16 protein-coding genes are annotated in these 17134 nt (G+C 46.7%); 8 read left to right on the forward strand and 8 right to left on the reverse strand.

Annotated features, from left to right (window positions below):
* Nucleotides 1–155 precede the first annotated feature (155 nt).
* Complete coding sequence (locus L3C95_RS24475) at nucleotides 156–1610, forward strand: hypothetical protein (protein WP_236391698.1); 1455 nt, start codon at nucleotides 156–158, stop codon at nucleotides 1608–1610.
* Between the two features lie 157 nt (nucleotides 1611–1767).
* Here the strand turns inward: L3C95_RS24475 and L3C95_RS24480 are convergent, their stop codons facing one another.
* The 5 genes from L3C95_RS24480 to hemH form a co-directional block, all read right to left on the reverse strand.
* Complete coding sequence (locus L3C95_RS24480) at nucleotides 1768–2547, reverse strand: Fpg/Nei family DNA glycosylase (protein ID WP_236391700.1); 780 nt, start codon at nucleotides 2545–2547, stop codon at nucleotides 1768–1770.
* 8 nt (nucleotides 2548–2555) lie between these two features.
* Complete coding sequence (locus L3C95_RS24485) at nucleotides 2556–3302, reverse strand: hypothetical protein (RefSeq protein ID WP_236391703.1); 747 nt, start codon at nucleotides 3300–3302, stop codon at nucleotides 2556–2558.
* 3 nt (nucleotides 3303–3305) lie between these two features.
* The gene (locus tag L3C95_RS24490) at nucleotides 3306–4046 is read right to left on the reverse strand and encodes a DUF72 domain-containing protein (protein ID WP_236391706.1); all 741 of its coding nucleotides are present in this window, start codon (nucleotides 4044–4046) and stop codon (nucleotides 3306–3308) included.
* Nucleotides 4047–4337: 291 nt separating this feature from the next.
* Nucleotides 4338–5666 (reverse strand): protoporphyrinogen oxidase, encoded by a 1329-nt coding sequence (hemG, locus tag L3C95_RS24495; RefSeq protein WP_236391709.1) that lies wholly within the window; start codon nucleotides 5664–5666, stop codon nucleotides 4338–4340.
* A gap of 33 nt (nucleotides 5667–5699) precedes the next feature.
* Nucleotides 5700–6731, reverse strand: a complete 1032-nt coding sequence (hemH, locus tag L3C95_RS24500; RefSeq protein ID WP_236391712.1) for a ferrochelatase — start codon at nucleotides 6729–6731, stop codon at nucleotides 5700–5702.
* Between the two features lie 204 nt (nucleotides 6732–6935).
* Between hemH and hemA the strand changes: the two genes are divergently transcribed.
* From hemA to hemL, 7 genes are read left to right on the forward strand one after another with little or no spacing between them, the layout of a single operon-like run.
* Nucleotides 6936–8228, forward strand: a complete 1293-nt coding sequence (gene hemA / locus L3C95_RS24505; RefSeq protein WP_236391715.1) for a glutamyl-tRNA reductase — start codon at nucleotides 6936–6938, stop codon at nucleotides 8226–8228.
* A 3-nt stretch (nucleotides 8229–8231) separates the two neighbouring features.
* Nucleotides 8232–9155: a hydroxymethylbilane synthase gene (hemC, locus tag L3C95_RS24510; protein ID WP_236391718.1), complete on the forward strand. Its 924-nt coding sequence runs from the start codon at nucleotides 8232–8234 to the stop codon at nucleotides 9153–9155.
* The gene (locus tag L3C95_RS24515; protein ID WP_236391721.1) at nucleotides 9142–9948 is read left to right on the forward strand and encodes a uroporphyrinogen-III synthase; all 807 of its coding nucleotides are present in this window, start codon (nucleotides 9142–9144) and stop codon (nucleotides 9946–9948) included. Before hemC ends, L3C95_RS24515 begins: the two co-directional genes overlap by 14 nt.
* Nucleotides 9949–9954: 6 nt before the next feature.
* Entirely contained in the window at nucleotides 9955–10980 is a 1026-nt protein-coding gene (hemE, locus tag L3C95_RS24520) for a uroporphyrinogen decarboxylase (protein ID WP_089835026.1), read from the forward strand.
* A 12-nt stretch (nucleotides 10981–10992) separates the two neighbouring features.
* Nucleotides 10993–11904, forward strand: coding sequence for an oxygen-dependent coproporphyrinogen oxidase (gene hemF / locus L3C95_RS24525; RefSeq protein WP_236391724.1), 912 nt, complete (start codon nucleotides 10993–10995; stop codon nucleotides 11902–11904).
* Nucleotides 11905–11925: 21 nt separating this feature from the next.
* Nucleotides 11926–12891 carry a porphobilinogen synthase gene (hemB, locus tag L3C95_RS24530; protein ID WP_236391727.1) on the forward strand — a complete coding sequence of 322 codons (966 nt, stop codon included), beginning with the start codon at nucleotides 11926–11928 and terminating at the stop codon, nucleotides 12889–12891.
* 45 nt (nucleotides 12892–12936) lie between these two features.
* Complete coding sequence (hemL, locus tag L3C95_RS24535; protein WP_236391729.1) at nucleotides 12937–14226, forward strand: glutamate-1-semialdehyde 2,1-aminomutase; 1290 nt, start codon at nucleotides 12937–12939, stop codon at nucleotides 14224–14226.
* Nucleotides 14227–14290: 64 nt separating this feature from the next.
* Here hemL and L3C95_RS24540 read toward each other — a convergent pair whose 3' ends face one another.
* The 3 genes from L3C95_RS24540 to L3C95_RS24550 form a co-directional block, all read right to left on the reverse strand.
* The gene (locus L3C95_RS24540) at nucleotides 14291–15094 is read right to left on the reverse strand and encodes a dienelactone hydrolase family protein (RefSeq protein ID WP_236391732.1); all 804 of its coding nucleotides are present in this window, start codon (nucleotides 15092–15094) and stop codon (nucleotides 14291–14293) included.
* Nucleotides 15095–15419: 325 nt separating this feature from the next.
* Nucleotides 15420–16211, reverse strand: a complete 792-nt coding sequence (locus tag L3C95_RS24545; RefSeq protein ID WP_236391735.1) for an O-methyltransferase — start codon at nucleotides 16209–16211, stop codon at nucleotides 15420–15422.
* 25 nt (nucleotides 16212–16236) lie between these two features.
* On the reverse strand, nucleotides 16237–16977 hold the full coding sequence (locus tag L3C95_RS24550; protein ID WP_236391738.1) for a glycosyltransferase family 2 protein: 741 nt from the start codon (nucleotides 16975–16977) through the stop codon (nucleotides 16237–16239).
* Nucleotides 16978–17134: the final 157 nt, after the last annotated feature.

A 17134-nucleotide genomic window follows, 5' to 3' on the forward strand; every position in this document is an offset into this window, starting at 1 on the left:
CGGTAGTTTTTCTAAATATAACGCTTAACGGCAAGTTGAACAAAAAACTCCTCCGGCTCATCAGAACACGCTTGGCAGGATATTGGTGTGCTGAAAATAGTATCAGTCCTTATTCAGGCTGAGTTTGTTTTAGCAGAAATCTAAACTTATGTATTATGCCAAAAGATCAAAAGGGAAAATTTACGCCAATTAAGGGGAAACCTTCGGGTAGCGGAAAGGAAGGCCTGGGATTAAGAAAATCCATTTCTCCGGAGGAACTGGAGTCAGATCTTGCAATGACGGATAAATACACAATGGGGCCAGATGAACTGCAACCCGCCGTTCATATGCGCCATCCCAACAGGGATACAGCCAAAAAGGCGGTGCAACAGCAAAATGTAAGGGAAGCGCCTGCGGATAAAACCGTCGAGGAGACATTCGATAAAGAACGTCCGGCTATTGCTGCCAGGAGGATCTCCGGCAGACCGGATAGGGAAATATTTACCAGTTTAGCGGAACAAAAGGGCAATATATGCCTCTCGATCTATCTACCGACCCATTCCTCCGGTAAGGAAGTGAATGAGCAGCAGGATCTTATTGTATTCAAAAACATGCTTCAAAAATCGCAGAAGCTGCTTGAGGAAAAGGAAACAGATGCCTCATTAATACAGCAGATGCTCCAGCCAGGATATGAGTTGTTAAGAGATGACCAGTTCTGGCTCAACCAACAGGAAGGACTGGCCTGCTTCATTACGGAAAATTCATTCTGTTATCTGCAGCTTCCGGTGTCCGTGCAGGAGCAGATATACTGCAATAATTCGTTCATGTTAACACCGCTCCTGCCAATTATCACCTGCTATGAACAGTTCTATCTTCTGACCTTCAGCAAGCACAATGCAAGGCTGTTTCTCGCCGATGCATTCAGTATGCAGGAAATAACTGTGGAAGGCATGCCCGATGGTATGGCCGATGTTATACATTTTGAAGAAAAAGGAAACCAGATGTTATTCCGCACGGGAAGCTCCGGTGCCGGAGAAGGCGCCAATTATCACGGGATGAACTCTAACCCTGATCATAAAACAGATATCGCCAATTACCTGGAGGAAGTCGATAAGACCATCTGGAAAGAAGTACTGTTCGATAAACATATCCCGCTGATGCTGGCGGCGGTAGATTACCTGCTACCAATCTACCGTAAGATCACCCGCTATCAGAATATAGCAGAGGAGGCTCTGACCGGCAATTTTGAACATGAAAAACCGGTGAATATCTATAAACAGGCAAGAGAAAAAATGCAGCCCTATTACGAGAAAAGACAAAAGGTTGCATTGGAAAAGTATTACAATGGCTCTGCCGGCGCACTGACCTCATCTATACCCGATGACGTCATCCCGGCCACTTATTATGGCCAGGTAGACTGCCTGTTCGTTGAAAAAGGATCGCATCTGTGGGGTACTTTTGATGCGAATGAGAATAAGATTGTTATCCATGAAACCGAACAACCCAAAGACGAGTGCTTGCTAAATAATGCAATAGCACAAACAATTCTCCATAACGGCGATGTATTCATCCTGGAGAAGGAGAAAATGCCGGCTGAGAGTAGTATAGCGGCTTCATTACGCTATCCGTAAAATAAGAAGACTGACCAGATAGTTGCTGGTCAGTCTTCATTTTATATAATAGTTCGCTGTTTGTAACCACAATACCGGATAAGCAATCCTGTAAATGCTTTTCCTATAGGAGTGATTTCATTTCCATTATCCTCATTTAAAAAATTAACAGGAGGTCTTAATCAAATAACTCCTGCTCGTCCGTATAATAAGTCTTCCTTCCATTCAGTTCCTTTTGTTCTATTTCACCTCCCGTGGGGCTGTGGGTTTCCTTAGGCTGATGGATCTTTAAGAAATCCCGTATTTCTCCGGCAATGATATCGGGGTGCTCCTTCCGAATATTTTTCTCTGCTTCTTTCAACACCTTTTGTATAGCGCGATGCAGTGCCTTGATCTTTGCTGCAGGTATCTTATTGCTGACAGAAAACGGGGAAATGCCAGCTTCCCACAGAATTTCATCAGCATAGGCATTACCGATACCACGAATAATATGCTGATCCAGCAATATCTTTTTAATGGCTGTTCTCTTCTTTCCTAACTGTTCTTCCAGGTACTTCACCGTTAGTTCATCTGATAAGGCATCTGGAACATCTGTCTCTTCAGGATTCAGTGACGGCAATGCAATCCCCTGATAGTCGGTCAGCACAAGCCCTGTTCCGTCTTCAAACAATAATTCGAGAATGGTATGTTTGTTTGTATTCTTTTCCTCAAAGAAATATAGTTTGCCATGTAACATGAGATGCATGCCCAGCACCACATCATTTTTAAATTTAAAGCGCAGCTCTTTCCCTTCCCTGTATACCTTCTCCAGTTTTTCCCCTTTAATGGCTTTCTTAAATGCGGCAGGTGTATCTTTTGCTTTTTTGGTATTCTCTAAGGCCACGTCTTTCACTACTTTTCCTGCCAGTTTCTTATCAAGGTTATGGCTGAATACCTGCAGATCTGGTAATTCCGGCATATGCAATATTATTTGGGTGATGATTGTACTATCGCATCTCCTATCGCACCGACAAATTTCTTGTCTTCGACACCATCTATTTTCCAACCTCTCTTCATTCGCCTGATAATGCCCATACTGGCATCATTGAGAATGATATCGTATTCTTCACAGAGACCGTCATGACAAGTTTGCCCGATAGGGATTGCTTCTCCAAGGTAATGCTTTTCGTTGTATGTAAAATCAAGTGCTGCAGGTTCCTTCTCCAGTTGCGCAATCATTTCCTGTAAAAATTCAATAAGGTGCTTCCGTTGTGTTTTTCCTGAAAGGCTCCACTTTTCTTTGTCTGCCCGTTTGTGCGCCAACTTTAGCTTCAGGCCGGCCAGCGATGTCGTATAATCGTTCGCATTCAGCTTGCGGACATTCTGGTGAGCCATTATGTACCAGTGATACTCTGTTCCTACGGGCACGCCTGATCCTTCCGGAGCACGACCCGCCCGGCGTTTGGTTACAGCATAAGAAATTTCCCAGAGGTCGGGCGTAATCTTCGTCTCTCTCCACACACCTGCATCATAATTCCACTTATGACTCCGCCCTATTGTCATACCTGTATATTGCTGTCCCTCAAATTCCTTGAACTCATTATATGTTTTCGACAGGTCTTCTTTCACAGCCTTTTTCTGGGCCACTGCGCTTTTCTTTACCAGATTCTTTGGTGTAGCAGTTGCCCGCTTAGTCGCTTTCTTGGCTGCAGTTTTTTTTGCTGCTGTCTTCATAAATTAAGGTTTTGTCAATTCAATCAATGTCTTCGCATTCTCAATCGCATACCCATGAACATCATTATTGAAATACACCCATATGGTATGCCCCTCCTCCTGCCATGCCAGCATTTTTTTTGCATATTGTTTCAATACCTTGTCGGGGTAAGATTTTGCATAAGAACCGTCAGGGCCGTGAAATCTCACATAAATATGTTTCGCTGTCACGAATTCTCCGTACGGCCATCGCTTCCCCGACTCGGCGATCACGAACGCTATTTTGTACTTCTCCATCAACGCAATAGCAGCATCCTCCATCCAGGTATCATGACGTGGCTCGACGGCGAACGTATAACCTTTATACGTTTTGAGTATCTTAAAGAAGTGAGCGACTTTCTCCTCGTTGAATCCTAAGTTTGGTGGAAGCTGTAGCAGTACTGGCCCCAGGTGCTTGTGCACAGGATCAAAAATATCGAAGAATTTAGGGAGGGTATCCTCGGGATCATTCAGCTTTTTGATATGAGTGATAAAGCGGCTGATCTTGGGAGAAAAACGGAATCTGGCGTTGACAGTGTCCGTCCATTTCTCAATAGTGGATGGCCTTGGCAAGTGATAAAAACTGGTATTGATCTCCGTCGTCTGGAAATGATCAGCATAATAAGCGAGGTAGTCTGTTGGCTTTAGCTCGTCCGGATAAAATATTTCCCGCCAGTGTTTATAACTCCATCCCGATGTACCTATATGTATTTTACCTGCTGCCATACGAATATGCAACGGAAAAGCGTGCCAATACAGGCGTGCTCTGCGTAATCGATCTGCTATAAACTGTCTGTTTCATCACAGATCCGGTAAATATGGTCCAGTTCGTACGATAAGGCTGCTATCATCGATAGCCAGCCGGTATGGGTGTAAGTGCCCCAACCTGAAAAGGTATTGACACAACAATGGAACATCCCATATGACAATCAGTTATTGTATAGAGAAGGCTTGTTTATTAAAAACAACAGAGCCTATATATAAAAAAATCTCGCCGTGGGGTGCTGTTTTTCATTTTCAACTATACCCCTTCGCGGCCTGAATAATCGCCGGTACCGCCACTCCTGTCACATAATTCCCTGCCAGTCTTATCCCCGGATACCGCTGCTCAAAAAAGTGTATCTGCTGCCTTATCTGTGCATGTCCTACATTCAATTGCGGTATAGCTCTGTTCCACTGACTGAAACGCTGCATTTCCGGCGGTATTTTCAAGCCCAATAACTCCATCAGTTCTTTCACTACTGTTTGCTGTAACTTCTCCGCCCCTAACTGATCAAACAGTTGTTCCTGCCGGGCGCCACCTACGAAAACGGTGAACAGCGTTTTTCCTTCCGGTACGCGGGACGGGAACACTGCCGTATTACAGAGCGCTCCCAGAAAATGTTTGCCTGCTGCATGCGGCACCAGGAAGCCAAAACCTTCAGGAGCCTTCCCCTGTGCTTCAGCGCCGAATCCCAGGTGTAACACACCCATACGGGGATAAGGAATATCATGCAGCTGTGATGCCAGCGAAGCATCCAGGCCCTGTATAGCAACAGCAGTACTGTAAGCAGGAGTCGCGAAGATCACCCGTTCTGCATTCTGCATACCGGTGCTGCCGTTTTCATTATATTGTACGATATAATCTGACGCACCACGGGTAACGCCTGTGATAGCACAGTTTAACCTTATCTTACCAGTCAGCAGGGATAGCAGCTTTTCTGTCAGCACTGCATTTCCGCCTTTGAAAGCAATGATCTTACGGCCACCCATCGTCTTCATATTCTTCATGAGCCCCTTCGTTACACTGCCATACTTTTTCTCCCACTGCGGCAGCATCGGTAATACCTCTGATATAGACATCAGATCCGGATTACCGGCATAGATGCCCGACAAAATAGGCTCAAACAGATATTCATTAATCTCACGTCCAAAACGGCGGGTAACAAAAGAAGTCACCGATTCTTCTCCCTCAACTGGACGAGGACTATGGAATCTCTCTGTAAACAGGCGCCATTTGGCCGCCCCACTTATATAATTTGATCTAAGTATTTTGAGCGGATGAGGAGATACTGCGTGCAGCTGATTATTTCTGACCAGGAAACGATTCTTGCTGGCGGCTGTTGCTTCCAGCACTTTATCCTGCAGTCCCAATTGATCAATGTAAGCCAGTATTTCCGGTGAAGCAGCCAGGGAATTGGGGCCAGCATCCAGTTCATAGCCATCCACATGTAATGACTTTATTACACCACCTGCGTGAGATCCTGCTTCCAGTATCTCATAGGGAATGCCTTTCTGCTGTAATTCATAAGCTATGCTCAAACCGGCAATACCGGCGCCGGCAATGATAACGGGCTGTGTTTTCATGGTAGTGGCTATTTGTAGAATAAATAACTCCGGTTACGATTGCAGGCGGGTCATCCACTTCACGACTGCCTGTACCCATAAAGGATGCACATTCATACAGGGGATCATCGTAAAACTGTCACCTCCGCTGTTGATGAAAGTATGCTTACCCTCCACTGCTATCTCTTCCAGGGTCTCAAGACAATCAGAAACGAACGCTGGACATGCTACCAGCAGACGCTTCACACCTTTCTTCGGCAATTCTTCCAGCGTAGCAGCAGTATAAGGCTTCAACCACTCCTCCCTTCCCAGACGGGACTGGAAGGTCACACTCCACTTCTCCCTTGGTATATTAAGCTTTTCTGCCACCAGCTCTGACGTCACATATACCTGATGACGATAACAGAATTCGTGTGCAGGAGAATCCACCTTACAACAATTTTCTACCTGCATACAATGCTTTCCGGTAATATCGCCTTTTCGTATATGCCTTTCGGGTACACCGTGATAACTGAACAACAGGTGATCGTACTCCTGTGCCAGGTACGGACGCATACTTTCGGCCAGTGCATTGATATAATCCGGTTCATTATAGTAAGGAGGAACTATTGACAGACTGAATGTATAGCCTTTCTTTTTATGTACCGCTTTTGCATGTTCCACTGCTGTTTCATAAGAAGACATGGCGTAATGCGGATACAGTGGCAGCAGGATCACCTCTTTCAGGTTCGGATTCTGTTTCAGCAGATTGTCAAAGGCGGCTTCCTGCGACGGATTACCGTAACGCATGGAGATCTCCACCGGCATCTGCAGATCATGCTGCACCGCGTTTTGTAATTGTTTTGTCAGCACGACCAGCGGAGAACCCTCTTCCCACCAGATGGATTTGTATGCTTCAGCCGATTTAGGAGCGCGTTTAGGCACGATGATACCCTTTATCAATAATAAACGGAACAGATACGGATAATCAATCACCCGTTTGTCCATCAAAAATTCATTAAGATAACGCTTAACATCAGGTACAGCCGTAGAATCCGGCGAACCCAGGTTCATCAGAATAATTCCTTTATCAGATTTAGCTTCCATCCTTTACTTTAAATTGTTGCAAATGTAATAGCATCTCCAGCCTGCAAATGTCATACAATTGTTGAAATAAATTAATTATTAGCTATCAGGCAATAGATAACACTTATCAGCGTGTAAACTGACAAAAATCATTTTTCTGCAAGCCTTGATACCAGCTGTAGAAATGACACACTAATGACAGCCTCTTGCCCTTTCTTGCGGTCTATGCAAGTATTTTTGCACCCGGAAGCTTATAAGAATAAAATGCAGGGTAGTCATTCAAAAGATATAGCCCATTTTCATATCGTTGGTATCAACTATAAGAAAACAGATGCTGCTATAAGAGGATCGTTCGCTATTAACCAGGTACAATACCAGCACTTACTCGACAGTGCAAAGTCCCAACACCTGGATGATATTTTTGTACTCTCAACTTGTAACAGAACTGAGATCTATGGGTTTGCCGATGATCCGCAACAGCTGGTAGAACTGGTGTGCCATGAAACCGAGGGAGATTGTAATCTGTTCAGCCAGTTGTCGTACGTGAAATCGGGCGAAGATGCCATTAAACACCTATACCAGGTAGGAACAGGACTTGATTCACAGATCCTCGGCGATTATGAGATCATTGGCCAGATACGTACCGCCACTAAATTTGCGAAAGCGAACGGATGCTTCGGCGGTTTCCAGGAAAGGCTGGTCAACAGCGTCCTGCAGGTGTCTAAGCTCATCAAGAATGAAACGGGCCTCAGCTCCGGTACCGTATCAGTAGCTTTTGCAGCTGTACGTTTGCTGGAACATAAAGTGCCTGACATCCTTCATAAAAAGATCCTGCTGGTCGGCGTTGGCAAAATCGGACGTAATACCTGCAAGAACATGATGGACTACCTGGGCGTAAACCAGGTAACACTTGTGAACCGTACTACCTCAGTAGCAGAGGAATTTGCAGCGCAACACGGCCTCCGTTATGCGCCATACGAGCGATTGGCGGAAGAACTACAGGATGCTGATATCGTCCTTGTAGCTTCCAATGCACCGGAACCGACCATCTTACCTGCTCACTTTCAGCAGTCTTCTCCTAAACTGATCATCGACCTGTCTATCCCTTTCAATGTGGCTCCTGAAGTAAAAGAGCTGCCCCATATTGAACTGGTGAACGTGGATGAACTGTCCAGGATACAGGATGAGACGTTACAGATGCGCCTGCAGGAAGTACCTAAAGCTTTAGGCATTATTGAGGAACACATGAATGAGTTCCTCTACTGGTACAAAATGCGTAAACACGCTGTGGTGCTGAAAGCAGTAAAGGATAAGCTGACAGAAATACACACTAAGGAAATACAACAACAGAAGAACGGCAACCAGTACAATCTGGAAGATATTGAAGCAGTATCTTCCCGTATCATCCAGAAGATGATCAACCTGATGGCTGGAAAAGTACGCCGGGAAACAGATAAAAGTGATCAATATATCGCCATGATCAATGATATCTTTGAGACAGGCGTTAACCAGGAATAATTCATGAACAGAGAAATACGGATAGGTACAAGGGAAAGCCAGCTGGCACTATGGCAGGCTAATAAGGTAAAAGGCCTGCTGGAAGCGCAGGGATATACAACAACACTGGTACCTATCAAAAGCGAGGGAGACATCGACCTCGTCACTCCACTTTACGAAATAGGCGTTCAGGGTATTTTCACCAAGAGCCTGGACATCGCTCTCCTCAACGGCCGTATTGATATTGCCGTTCACTCACTCAAAGACGTTCCGACACAATTACCTAAAAATATTATACAGGCGGCTGTCCTGGAAAGAGGCCCCGTAAAGGACCTGCTGGTCTATAAGAAGGATACTTCCTTTCTTGACCAGCCGGGATATATCGCCAATATTGCTACCAGCAGCGTCAGACGTAAAGCCCAGTGGCTGCGTAAATATCCGCATCACCAGCTGCATAACCTGCGTGGCAATGTGAATACCCGTCTGCAAAAGCTGGCAGCCGAGAACTGGGATGGTGCCATCTTTGCGGCTGCCGGACTGGAAAGAATAGGCATACGTCCTGCTACCTCTATAGAACTGGACTGGATGCTGCCCGCCCCTGCTCAGGGAGCCGTGGTGGCCGTATGCCGTGAAGATGATGATTTCTGCCTGCAGGCATGCTCGCCATTGAACGACCTGGCTACAGCCCTCTGCACCCGTGTAGAGCGCGACTTCCTGCGTACGCTCATGGGCGGCTGTACCACTCCCATCAGCGCTTATGCTACTGTAAGCGATGAAACCCTGCATTTCAGCGGAGAGCTATGCAGCCTGGATGGCCAGCAGCTGTTCACTATTACAGAACAGGCGCCCCTGAAGGATGCCGGCCATATTGGTAAAATTGCCGCAGAAAAGATCCTCGCACAGGGCGGCGATAAAATTGTTGCACAAATAAGGGATGCCATCAAATAAAAGATATCGCATATTAAGCACCAAAGCGGTTGATCAGGCACTGATCGCAATAGCTGCAGAGCAAAACATCGATATTGAGGCAAAAGGATTCATCAGCATACAACCGTTGGTTACAGACAACCTGAAACAACGCATACACCAGCTGTTCCAGGAAAAAGCAACTGTCATTTTCACCAGCGTAAATGCAGTACAAGCGCTGCATGATCATTACCTGTATCCGGACGGAAAATACTATTACGGCACCTGGACAGCATTTCCTCCAACCGTGACAGACGAAGCGTTTGAAGCATTCAAAAAGGGCGGGTTCTTTTCCCCTGGATGGAATGTATACTGCCTGGAAGGAGCCACACAAGAGGCTTTAAAACAACAACACGGCATCCGGCACACAATAGCTGGTACTGCAGCTAATGCGGCCGCACTCGCAGAAGAGATCATAAAAAACGAAGAAAAAGGACCACTGGTCTTTTTTTGTGGCGATAGACGCAGGGATGAACTGCCAGACCTGCTACGGCAACATAATATCTCCCTGGAAGAACTGATCGTATATGAGACAACAGAAACCCCTGCCCTCACCGGACAGGAGTATGATGGGATCCTTTTTCTTAGTCCCAGTGCCGTAGAGAGTTTCTTTTCAGTCAACAGCCTGCCGCAGCATACCGTCTGCTTCTCAATTGGCCCAACCACGGCCAGGGCCCTGCAGGCATATACGGGCAATAAGATTATTACCAGTACTAGCCCCGGCATGGAACAGCTGGTACTGACAACGATATTATACTTTAACAACATTAACTGACAAAGAATGAGCGCCTTAAAGAATGACCTTTTACTGAGAGCTTTACGCGGAGAAACAACAGAACGTGTCCCTGTATGGATGATGCGCCAGGCTGGCCGTTACCTGCCTGACTACATCAAACTGCGGGAGAAATACTCCTTCTTTGAACGCTGCATGAACCCTGAACTGGCCACCGAGATCACCGTGATGCCTGTACACCAGGTGGGCGTGGATGCAGCTATCATCTTCTCCGACATCCTCGTAGTACCACAGGCCATGGGAATGGAAGTACAGCTGATCGAAAAGATCGGTCCCGTACTGCCAGATCCGGTAAAAGGTGCGGATGATCTTAAGAAACTCCGCGTGCCCGATGTGAAGGACACCCTCAACTATGTCTTTGAAGCGCTCGCATTAACAAAGAAAACACTCGACGGCGCCGTTCCCCTGATCGGCTTTGCCGGCGCCCCCTGGACACTGCTCTGTTATATGGTGCAGGGTAAAGGGTCCAAAACATTCGATAGTGCCAAGGCATTCTGTTATCAGCAGCCCGAAGTAGCCCATCAGCTGCTGCAGATGATCACAGATACTACCATCGCGTACCTGAAAGAACAGGTGAAAGCAGGAGCTGACTGCATACAGCTGTTCGACTCATGGGGTGGTTTATTAAGTCCTCAGGACTTTGAAACCCTTTCCCTCCGTTATATGCGCCAGATCGTGGCTGCACTGAAAGATGTCTGCCCGGTTACCGTATTTGCCAAAGGCGCCTGGTTTGCACTGGAAGAAATGGCCGCTACCGGCGCTAATTGCCTGGGTGTTGACTGGTGCATCCAGCCGGCCCGTGCGAGACAGTTTGCCGGTAATAACGTGACCCTGCAGGGCAACTTTGATCCCGCTAAGCTGCTGGCCCCTATTCCTGAGATCAAAAAAGCTGTGAAGGAAATGCTGAACGGCTTTGGCAAACACCGCTACATTGCGAACCTGGGCCATGGCATCCTGCCTAATGTGCCTGTTGATCATGCCAAAGCTTTCATTGAGACAGTAAAGGAATTCTAAAGGAAACCAGCCATGAACATCAAAGACAACTTTATTTCCCTCATACATCGCCTGCAGAACGAGATCTGTGCGGCGCTGGAAGATATTGACGGTAAAGCGAAATTCCGGGAAGACCTCTGGGAACGTCCCGGTGGCGGAGGTGGTAAGTCCCGCGTCATTGCTGGCGGTAACGTATTCGAAAAAGGCGGCGTGAGCACCTCTGTGGTACATGGCGAGCTACCAGAACTCATGGCCAAACAGTTTGGCGTAGGCCAGGCACAGTTCATGGCCTGCGGTATCTCCCTCGTCATTCACCCGCTCAATCCCTTTGTGCCTACCGTACATGCCAATTTCCGTTACTTTGAGCTGTACGATGACAATGGCACCTTAAAAGACTCCTGGTTTGGCGGCGGAGCCGATCTGACGCCCTATTACCTCGACGAGCAGGATGGCATACATTTCCATCAGACATTCAAAAATGCCTGCGATCCTTTTGGTACGGAACTTTATCCGCTGTTTAAAAAACACTGCGACGAATACTTTGTCAATAAACACAGGAACAACGAAGCCCGCGGCATTGGCGGCATTTTCTACGACTACCAGCGCCCCGGTGAAAAAATGAGCGCTGAACAGTTGTATAATCTGGCAAAAGCTAACGGCGAGGCCTTCCTGGAAGCCTATCTGCCCATTGTAAGGAAAACGAAAGACACTCCATATACCGACGCCCACAGGGACTGGCAGGAGTACAGGCGCGGACGCTATGTAGAGTTCAACCTGATACACGACAGAGGCACCCTGTTCGGCCTGAAAACCAACGGACGTACGGAATCCATTCTGATGAGCCTTCCGCCCAGGGCCCGCTGGGAATATGACTATCATCCAAGCCCGGGCAGCAGGGAAGCTGAACTGGTTGAATTGCTGAAACCCAGAGAGTGGGTCATCTGAACACATTAAAACACATTTAGCATGATACGTAGAAACAGGATATTGAGAACTTCTCCCGCCATCCGGGCGATGGTTGCAGAAACAGTACTGACGCCCAGCGACTTTATTGCACCGTTATTCATTGTGGAAGGGCAAAATGTGAAGGAAGAGATCATTTCAATGCCCGGTTATTTTCGTCATTCACTGGACCTTACCGTGAAAGAAGTGAAAGAACTGTGGAACATGGGTATTAAAAGCGTATTGCTGTTCATCAAATGCGCTGATGAACTGAAAGACAATAAAGGAACTGAGGCAGTGAATCCCAACGGTTTGATGCAACGCGCCATCAAAGCCATCAAAGACGCTGTTCCGGAAATCGTAGTGATGACTGACATAGCGCTGGACCCCTACTCTTCTTACGGTCACGACGGGATTGTTGAGAATGGAGAGATCGTGAATGACATCACCGTAGAAGTATTGTCGCGTATGAGCCTCAGCCATGCTGAAGCAGGGGCCGACTTTGTAGCACCCAGCGATAAAATGGACGGCCGCATCCTTGCCATCCGTACCATCCTGGAGCAACACAGCTTCCATAAAGTAGGTATTATGTCCTACAGTGCTAAATATGCCTCCTGCCTGTACGGTCCTTTCCGCGATGCCCTTGACTCTGCTCCGGGCTTCGGCGATAAAAAGACTTACCAGCTGGACTTTGCAAACAGCGATCAGGCGCTGAAAGAGACCCTGATGGATGTAGAAGAGGGAGCTGACATTGTGATGGTGAAACCGGCGCTATATTACCTGGATGTGATCCGCAAGATCAAAGATCATGTACACGTACCAGTAAGTGCTTATCATGTAAGCGGAGAATATTCCATGATCAAGGCAGCAGCTAAAATGGGCTGGCTCAACGAAGATAAGGCCATTATTGAAGCGCTCACCAGTATCAAACGTGCAGGCGCGGATCTGATCGCTACCTATTTTGCAAAAGATGCGGTGCGATTATTGTAAACAACAGCACATGCTTTTCAGTTAAAAATACTTATCACTACCACCATGTACACGCAAAGCAGATCATTATTTGAAAGAGCAAAACAGCTCATCCCAGGCGGTGTAAACTCGCCCGTTCGCGCATTCAAAGGTGTGGGCGGCTCACCCATATTCATGAAAAACGCTAAAGGCGCTTATATGTATGATGTGGACGGCAACCGCTACATAGATTACATCAATTCATGGGGGCCGATGATCATGGGACATGCCTATGAACCGGTAGTGAAGGCCATCCAGGAATATGCCACCTACTCCACCTCCTTCGGGGCGCCTACCGAGCTGGAAATCAGCATTGCAGAGCTGATCGTCAGCATGGTGCCCAACATTGAGCAGGTGCGTATGGTGAATTCCGGTACAGAAGCCTGTATGTCGGCCCTGAGGCTGGCCAGAGGTTATACCGGCCGCAATAAATTCATCAAATTTGAAGGTAATTACCACGGCCACGCAGATTCGTTCCTGGTAAGTGCGGGTAGCGGCGTAGCCACCTTAGACATACAATCTGTCCCCGGCGTTACGCAAACCGTCGCCGACGATACCCTTACCGCTCCTTACAATAATTTACCGGCGGTGGAAAAACTGATCGCGGCACATCCTGACCAGATAGCCGCTATCATCGTTGAACCTGTTGCCGGTAACATGGGCTGTATACTGCCACAGGAGGGCTTCTTACAGGGCCTACGCAATCTGTGTGATGAGCACAATATCCTCCTGATCTTCGACGAAGTAATGACAGGTTTCAGATTAGCACGCGGAGGTGCACAGGAACTGTTCAATATTAAAGCAGATTTGGTTACCTTTGGCAAGATAATTGGCGCAGGTATGCCGGTAGGCGCCTTCGCAGGAAGTAGAGAGATCATGGAACATATCGCCCCTGCCGGGAAAATTTATCAGGCAGGAACATTGAGTGGTAACCCGATTGCAATGATCGCTGGCTATACGCTGCTGAAAACGCTGAACGACAACCCGGATATTTACCGGCAACTGGCGGAAAAAGCTGCTTACCTGGCCGGAGGATTGCAATCTGTACTGAGTGCGGCCGGGATTGTTCATCAGGTCAACAATCTGGGCTCTATGATGAGTGTTCACTTTGCAGAATATCCAATCATTAATTTTGAAGCTGCTTCGGGTGCTAACAACGAGTTGTTCAAACATTTCTTTCATGCTATGCTGGAACGCGGTATATATCTGCCACCTTCCGCTTTTGAAAGCTGGTTCCTCAGTACTGCGCTGACAATAGAAGATCTCGACACGACAGTAGACGCTGCAAAATCAGCCATACAGTCTATACATAGTTAACAATTCAAATCCTGTGCAGAGTGGAAAAACGCCCCGGTCATGTGCCGGGGCGTTTTTAGTCTCCTTACTTTTTATGAGAAAATAACCAGGGCAGCAGCTCAGGTTCAGCAAATGCATTATCCCAGCTGTTATGCCCTACGCCCGGATATTCTGAATATTTTACCTTAGCCTTCAATTTCTTCAGCGCCTCCACATAATCCCTTGAACCTGAAACAGGTACTACATTATCTGCACCGCCGTGGAAAATCCATAGCGGTACTTTTGCGAATTTCGCCGCAGTGCTGACATTACCTATTCCGCAGATCGGAAAGGCCGCCGCCCACATCTTCGGATAACGGGCCAGCAGGTCGTATGTACCTATTCCGCCAAGGGATAATCCTCCAAGATAGACCTGTTTGCTATTCACTTTCTCAATCTTTATCAGGCTGTCTACCAGCAATTTTACCAGCAATCCCGGCGTGGATTGCCTGTCCGTACCATCTGAAAATTCCCTCTTTATGGCCTTTCCTGTACTATCCCTGGTCACCTTCATCGATGCCCACATGGAGTCAGGAGGACACTGTGGAAATATCACAAAAGAAGGAAAACGCTGACGCAGGGAATCCTTCAGGAACAGGCTGCCGCCGTGCAACAACTGGGCCGCATTGTCAGTACCCCTCTCGCCGGAACCATGCAGGAACACTATCAGGGGATAAGGCTTCTGAGAATCATACCCCACCGGTTGCAACATGCGATATTCCAACGTATCGCCGTTATGAATAAATGTTTCGTAACTGTAAGCGCTGAAATCAGGATTTGTCTGCGCATGCGCGTAAGAGCAGAAAAACTGTATTATCAGCAGTACTGCCAGGGCCCGGAGTATTTTCATAATGGAATGTTTGATGTTTAGATATTGGATATTCGTATTGAAATTAAAATTTTTAACCCAGGAAAATATCAGGCATCACAAACCTGCTACCTGCCCTATAAATATCTGTAACACTAACGATAACCTGTAACACTTTATGACAGCCGGTCTCAGGTAACGATAATGGGCCCGGTGCGCATCGCCCTGCTGCCCTATCCTGCCATACAAACCATTGACTAAATCAATCAACTCCAGGAAGGCATGCCTACTGGTACTTTACAAAACAAAAGTTCCGGATAAAACATACGTTTCACCCGGAATCCCTTATTTACATCAGTCAATGACGTTAATACTTCAGTATAAAATGCTGTTTTATCTTCATATCGGGGCGGAAAAACACCAACCCGATAAAGAACAGGTCCACCGTAAAAGTGACTCTTGGATGTTGCTGAATGGTATGCCATGCAGTTTCCATATCCGGTGTCCAGTGAATATCGTCAAAGATGAACAGTGATTCATCATGCACTTTGGACAGGCATTGCTCAAAATAATTCAGCGTAGGTACCGAACGGTGGTTGCCATCAATATACACATAGTCCAGTCGGGGTAAGGCCTGCAGTAAAGCTGGTAATACAGTATCAAAGTTGCCTACATGCTGTTTGATATTATGCAGCTGTAAAGCCTCAAAATTACGGCCGGCGCGGGCAGCAATATTAGGACATCCTTCAATGGTATGCACAGTAGCAGAAGGCGCTGCCTTCGCCATATATGCCGTAGACATTCCCATGGAGGTACCCAGTTCCAGCAGATGCTCCGGTTGGAAGTATTGTATCAGCCGATAGAACAACTGGCCGAATTTGGCCGGTTTGGCCGCATGACGGGTGATATCGCTCACTTTACGTTCCCTTCCCGCATTGGTGAGAGAACCCGCTCCCAGATCAGTGACCTGAAGGGTTTCCGTACTGCGCAATAAAGATTTCCGTACCTGTTCAATTTCGCCGAATACTACCGGCTTTTTCGTATCCCGTAACACCTTCTCCACAAGATCAAATACGAAGGGAGAATGTACATCGTGCCGGTTGCCCGCTGTGAAATAATAATGCAGGTATTTTTTAGCTAATTCCCACTGTAGGCCCAAAATAGACAGTTTAATCAGTTATTTATCAGTTATATATTTTCGTTTTGACCCATCCCCACATGTGCAGGCGATGCTGCAGGGACACCCGTAATACGCCAAACCCATAGATAATGCTGCGTTTCAGGTTAATACTTGATGCTTCCTCAAAGTATTTGGTGGGGCAAGTTACTTCACCTATTTCATAACCCTTCATAAAAATCTGAGAAACCATTTCGTTATCGAAGATGAAATCGTCATCATTGGCCATATACGCAATGTTTTTCAGCACTACTCCTGAAAATGCCCTGTAACCGGTATGGTATTCACTGAGTTTCTGTCCGATGACCAGGTTCTGCACCAGCGTCAGAAAGCGGTTAGCAACATATTTATAGAGGGGCATCCCTCCATTTAATGCGCCGTTCCCAAGTATACGGGACCCGAACACTACGGGATACACATCATTTGCAATAATACTGCTCATGGCTGTAATAAGCCTCGGAGTGTATTGATAATCAGGATGTAACATAATCACGATATCCGCGTCCAGCTCAAGGGCCTTGTTATAACAGGATTTCTGGTTCCCACCATAGCCCTTGTTATTATCATGCCGGATGATGTGTTTGATTCCCAGCTGCTTTCCGACGGCAACTGTCTCATCTTTACTGGCATCGTCGACCAATACGACTTCGTCAACAATGTCAAACGGAATTTCATTGTAGGTTTTCTCAAGAGTTAAAGCGGCGTTGTAGGCAGGCAATACGACCACTATCTTTTTATTATTTAACATGAAAGTGGGTAATTTGCGGCTAAAGGTAATAAAGTAGTTGAATGACTGGCAATTTCAACTTATTATAAATTGTTATCTTTGTGTAAACTGGTTTTTTGGCACCATATTTTCATGGGTTGCTAATGAAACGCAAACGCAAATAGTGCATGCAAAAACA

Origin of the sequence: Chitinophaga filiformis (genome assembly GCF_021646545.1) — a bacterium.
Taxonomy (GTDB): domain Bacteria; phylum Bacteroidota; class Bacteroidia; order Chitinophagales; family Chitinophagaceae; genus Chitinophaga; species Chitinophaga filiformis_A.

Bases quoted from the DNA above. Each gene is read 5' to 3' on its own strand.
- L3C95_RS24515 (WP_236391721.1), top strand. From the start codon at position 9,142: ATGCCATCAAATAAAAGATATCGCATATTAAGCACCAAAGCGGTTGAT.
- hemE (WP_089835026.1), top strand. From the start codon at position 9,955: ATGAGCGCCTTAAAGAATGACCTTTTACTGAGAGCTTTACGCGGAGAA.
- hemL (WP_236391729.1), top strand. From the start codon at position 12,937: ATGTACACGCAAAGCAGATCATTATTTGAAAGAGCAAAACAGCTCATC.
- hemH (WP_236391712.1), bottom strand. From the start codon at position 6,731: ATGGAAGCTAAATCTGATAAAGGAATTATTCTGATGAACCTGGGTTCG.
- hemF (WP_236391724.1), top strand. From the start codon at position 10,993: ATGAACATCAAAGACAACTTTATTTCCCTCATACATCGCCTGCAGAAC.
- hemC (WP_236391718.1), top strand. From the start codon at position 8,232: ATGAACAGAGAAATACGGATAGGTACAAGGGAAAGCCAGCTGGCACTA.
- hemG (WP_236391709.1), bottom strand. From the start codon at position 5,666: ATGAAAACACAGCCCGTTATCATTGCCGGCGCCGGTATTGCCGGTTTG.
- L3C95_RS24540 (WP_236391732.1), bottom strand. From the start codon at position 15,094: ATGAAAATACTCCGGGCCCTGGCAGTACTGCTGATAATACAGTTTTTC.
- L3C95_RS24475 (WP_236391698.1), top strand. From the start codon at position 156: ATGCCAAAAGATCAAAAGGGAAAATTTACGCCAATTAAGGGGAAACCT.
- L3C95_RS24490 (WP_236391706.1), bottom strand. From the start codon at position 4,046: ATGGCAGCAGGTAAAATACATATAGGTACATCGGGATGGAGTTATAAA.
- hemB (WP_236391727.1), top strand. From the start codon at position 11,926: ATGATACGTAGAAACAGGATATTGAGAACTTCTCCCGCCATCCGGGCG.
- L3C95_RS24480 (WP_236391700.1), bottom strand. From the start codon at position 2,547: ATGCCGGAATTACCAGATCTGCAGGTATTCAGCCATAACCTTGATAAG.
- L3C95_RS24485 (WP_236391703.1), bottom strand. From the start codon at position 3,302: ATGAAGACAGCAGCAAAAAAAACTGCAGCCAAGAAAGCGACTAAGCGG.
- L3C95_RS24550 (WP_236391738.1), bottom strand. From the start codon at position 16,977: ATGTTAAATAATAAAAAGATAGTGGTCGTATTGCCTGCCTACAACGCC.
- hemA (WP_236391715.1), top strand. From the start codon at position 6,936: ATGCAAGTATTTTTGCACCCGGAAGCTTATAAGAATAAAATGCAGGGT.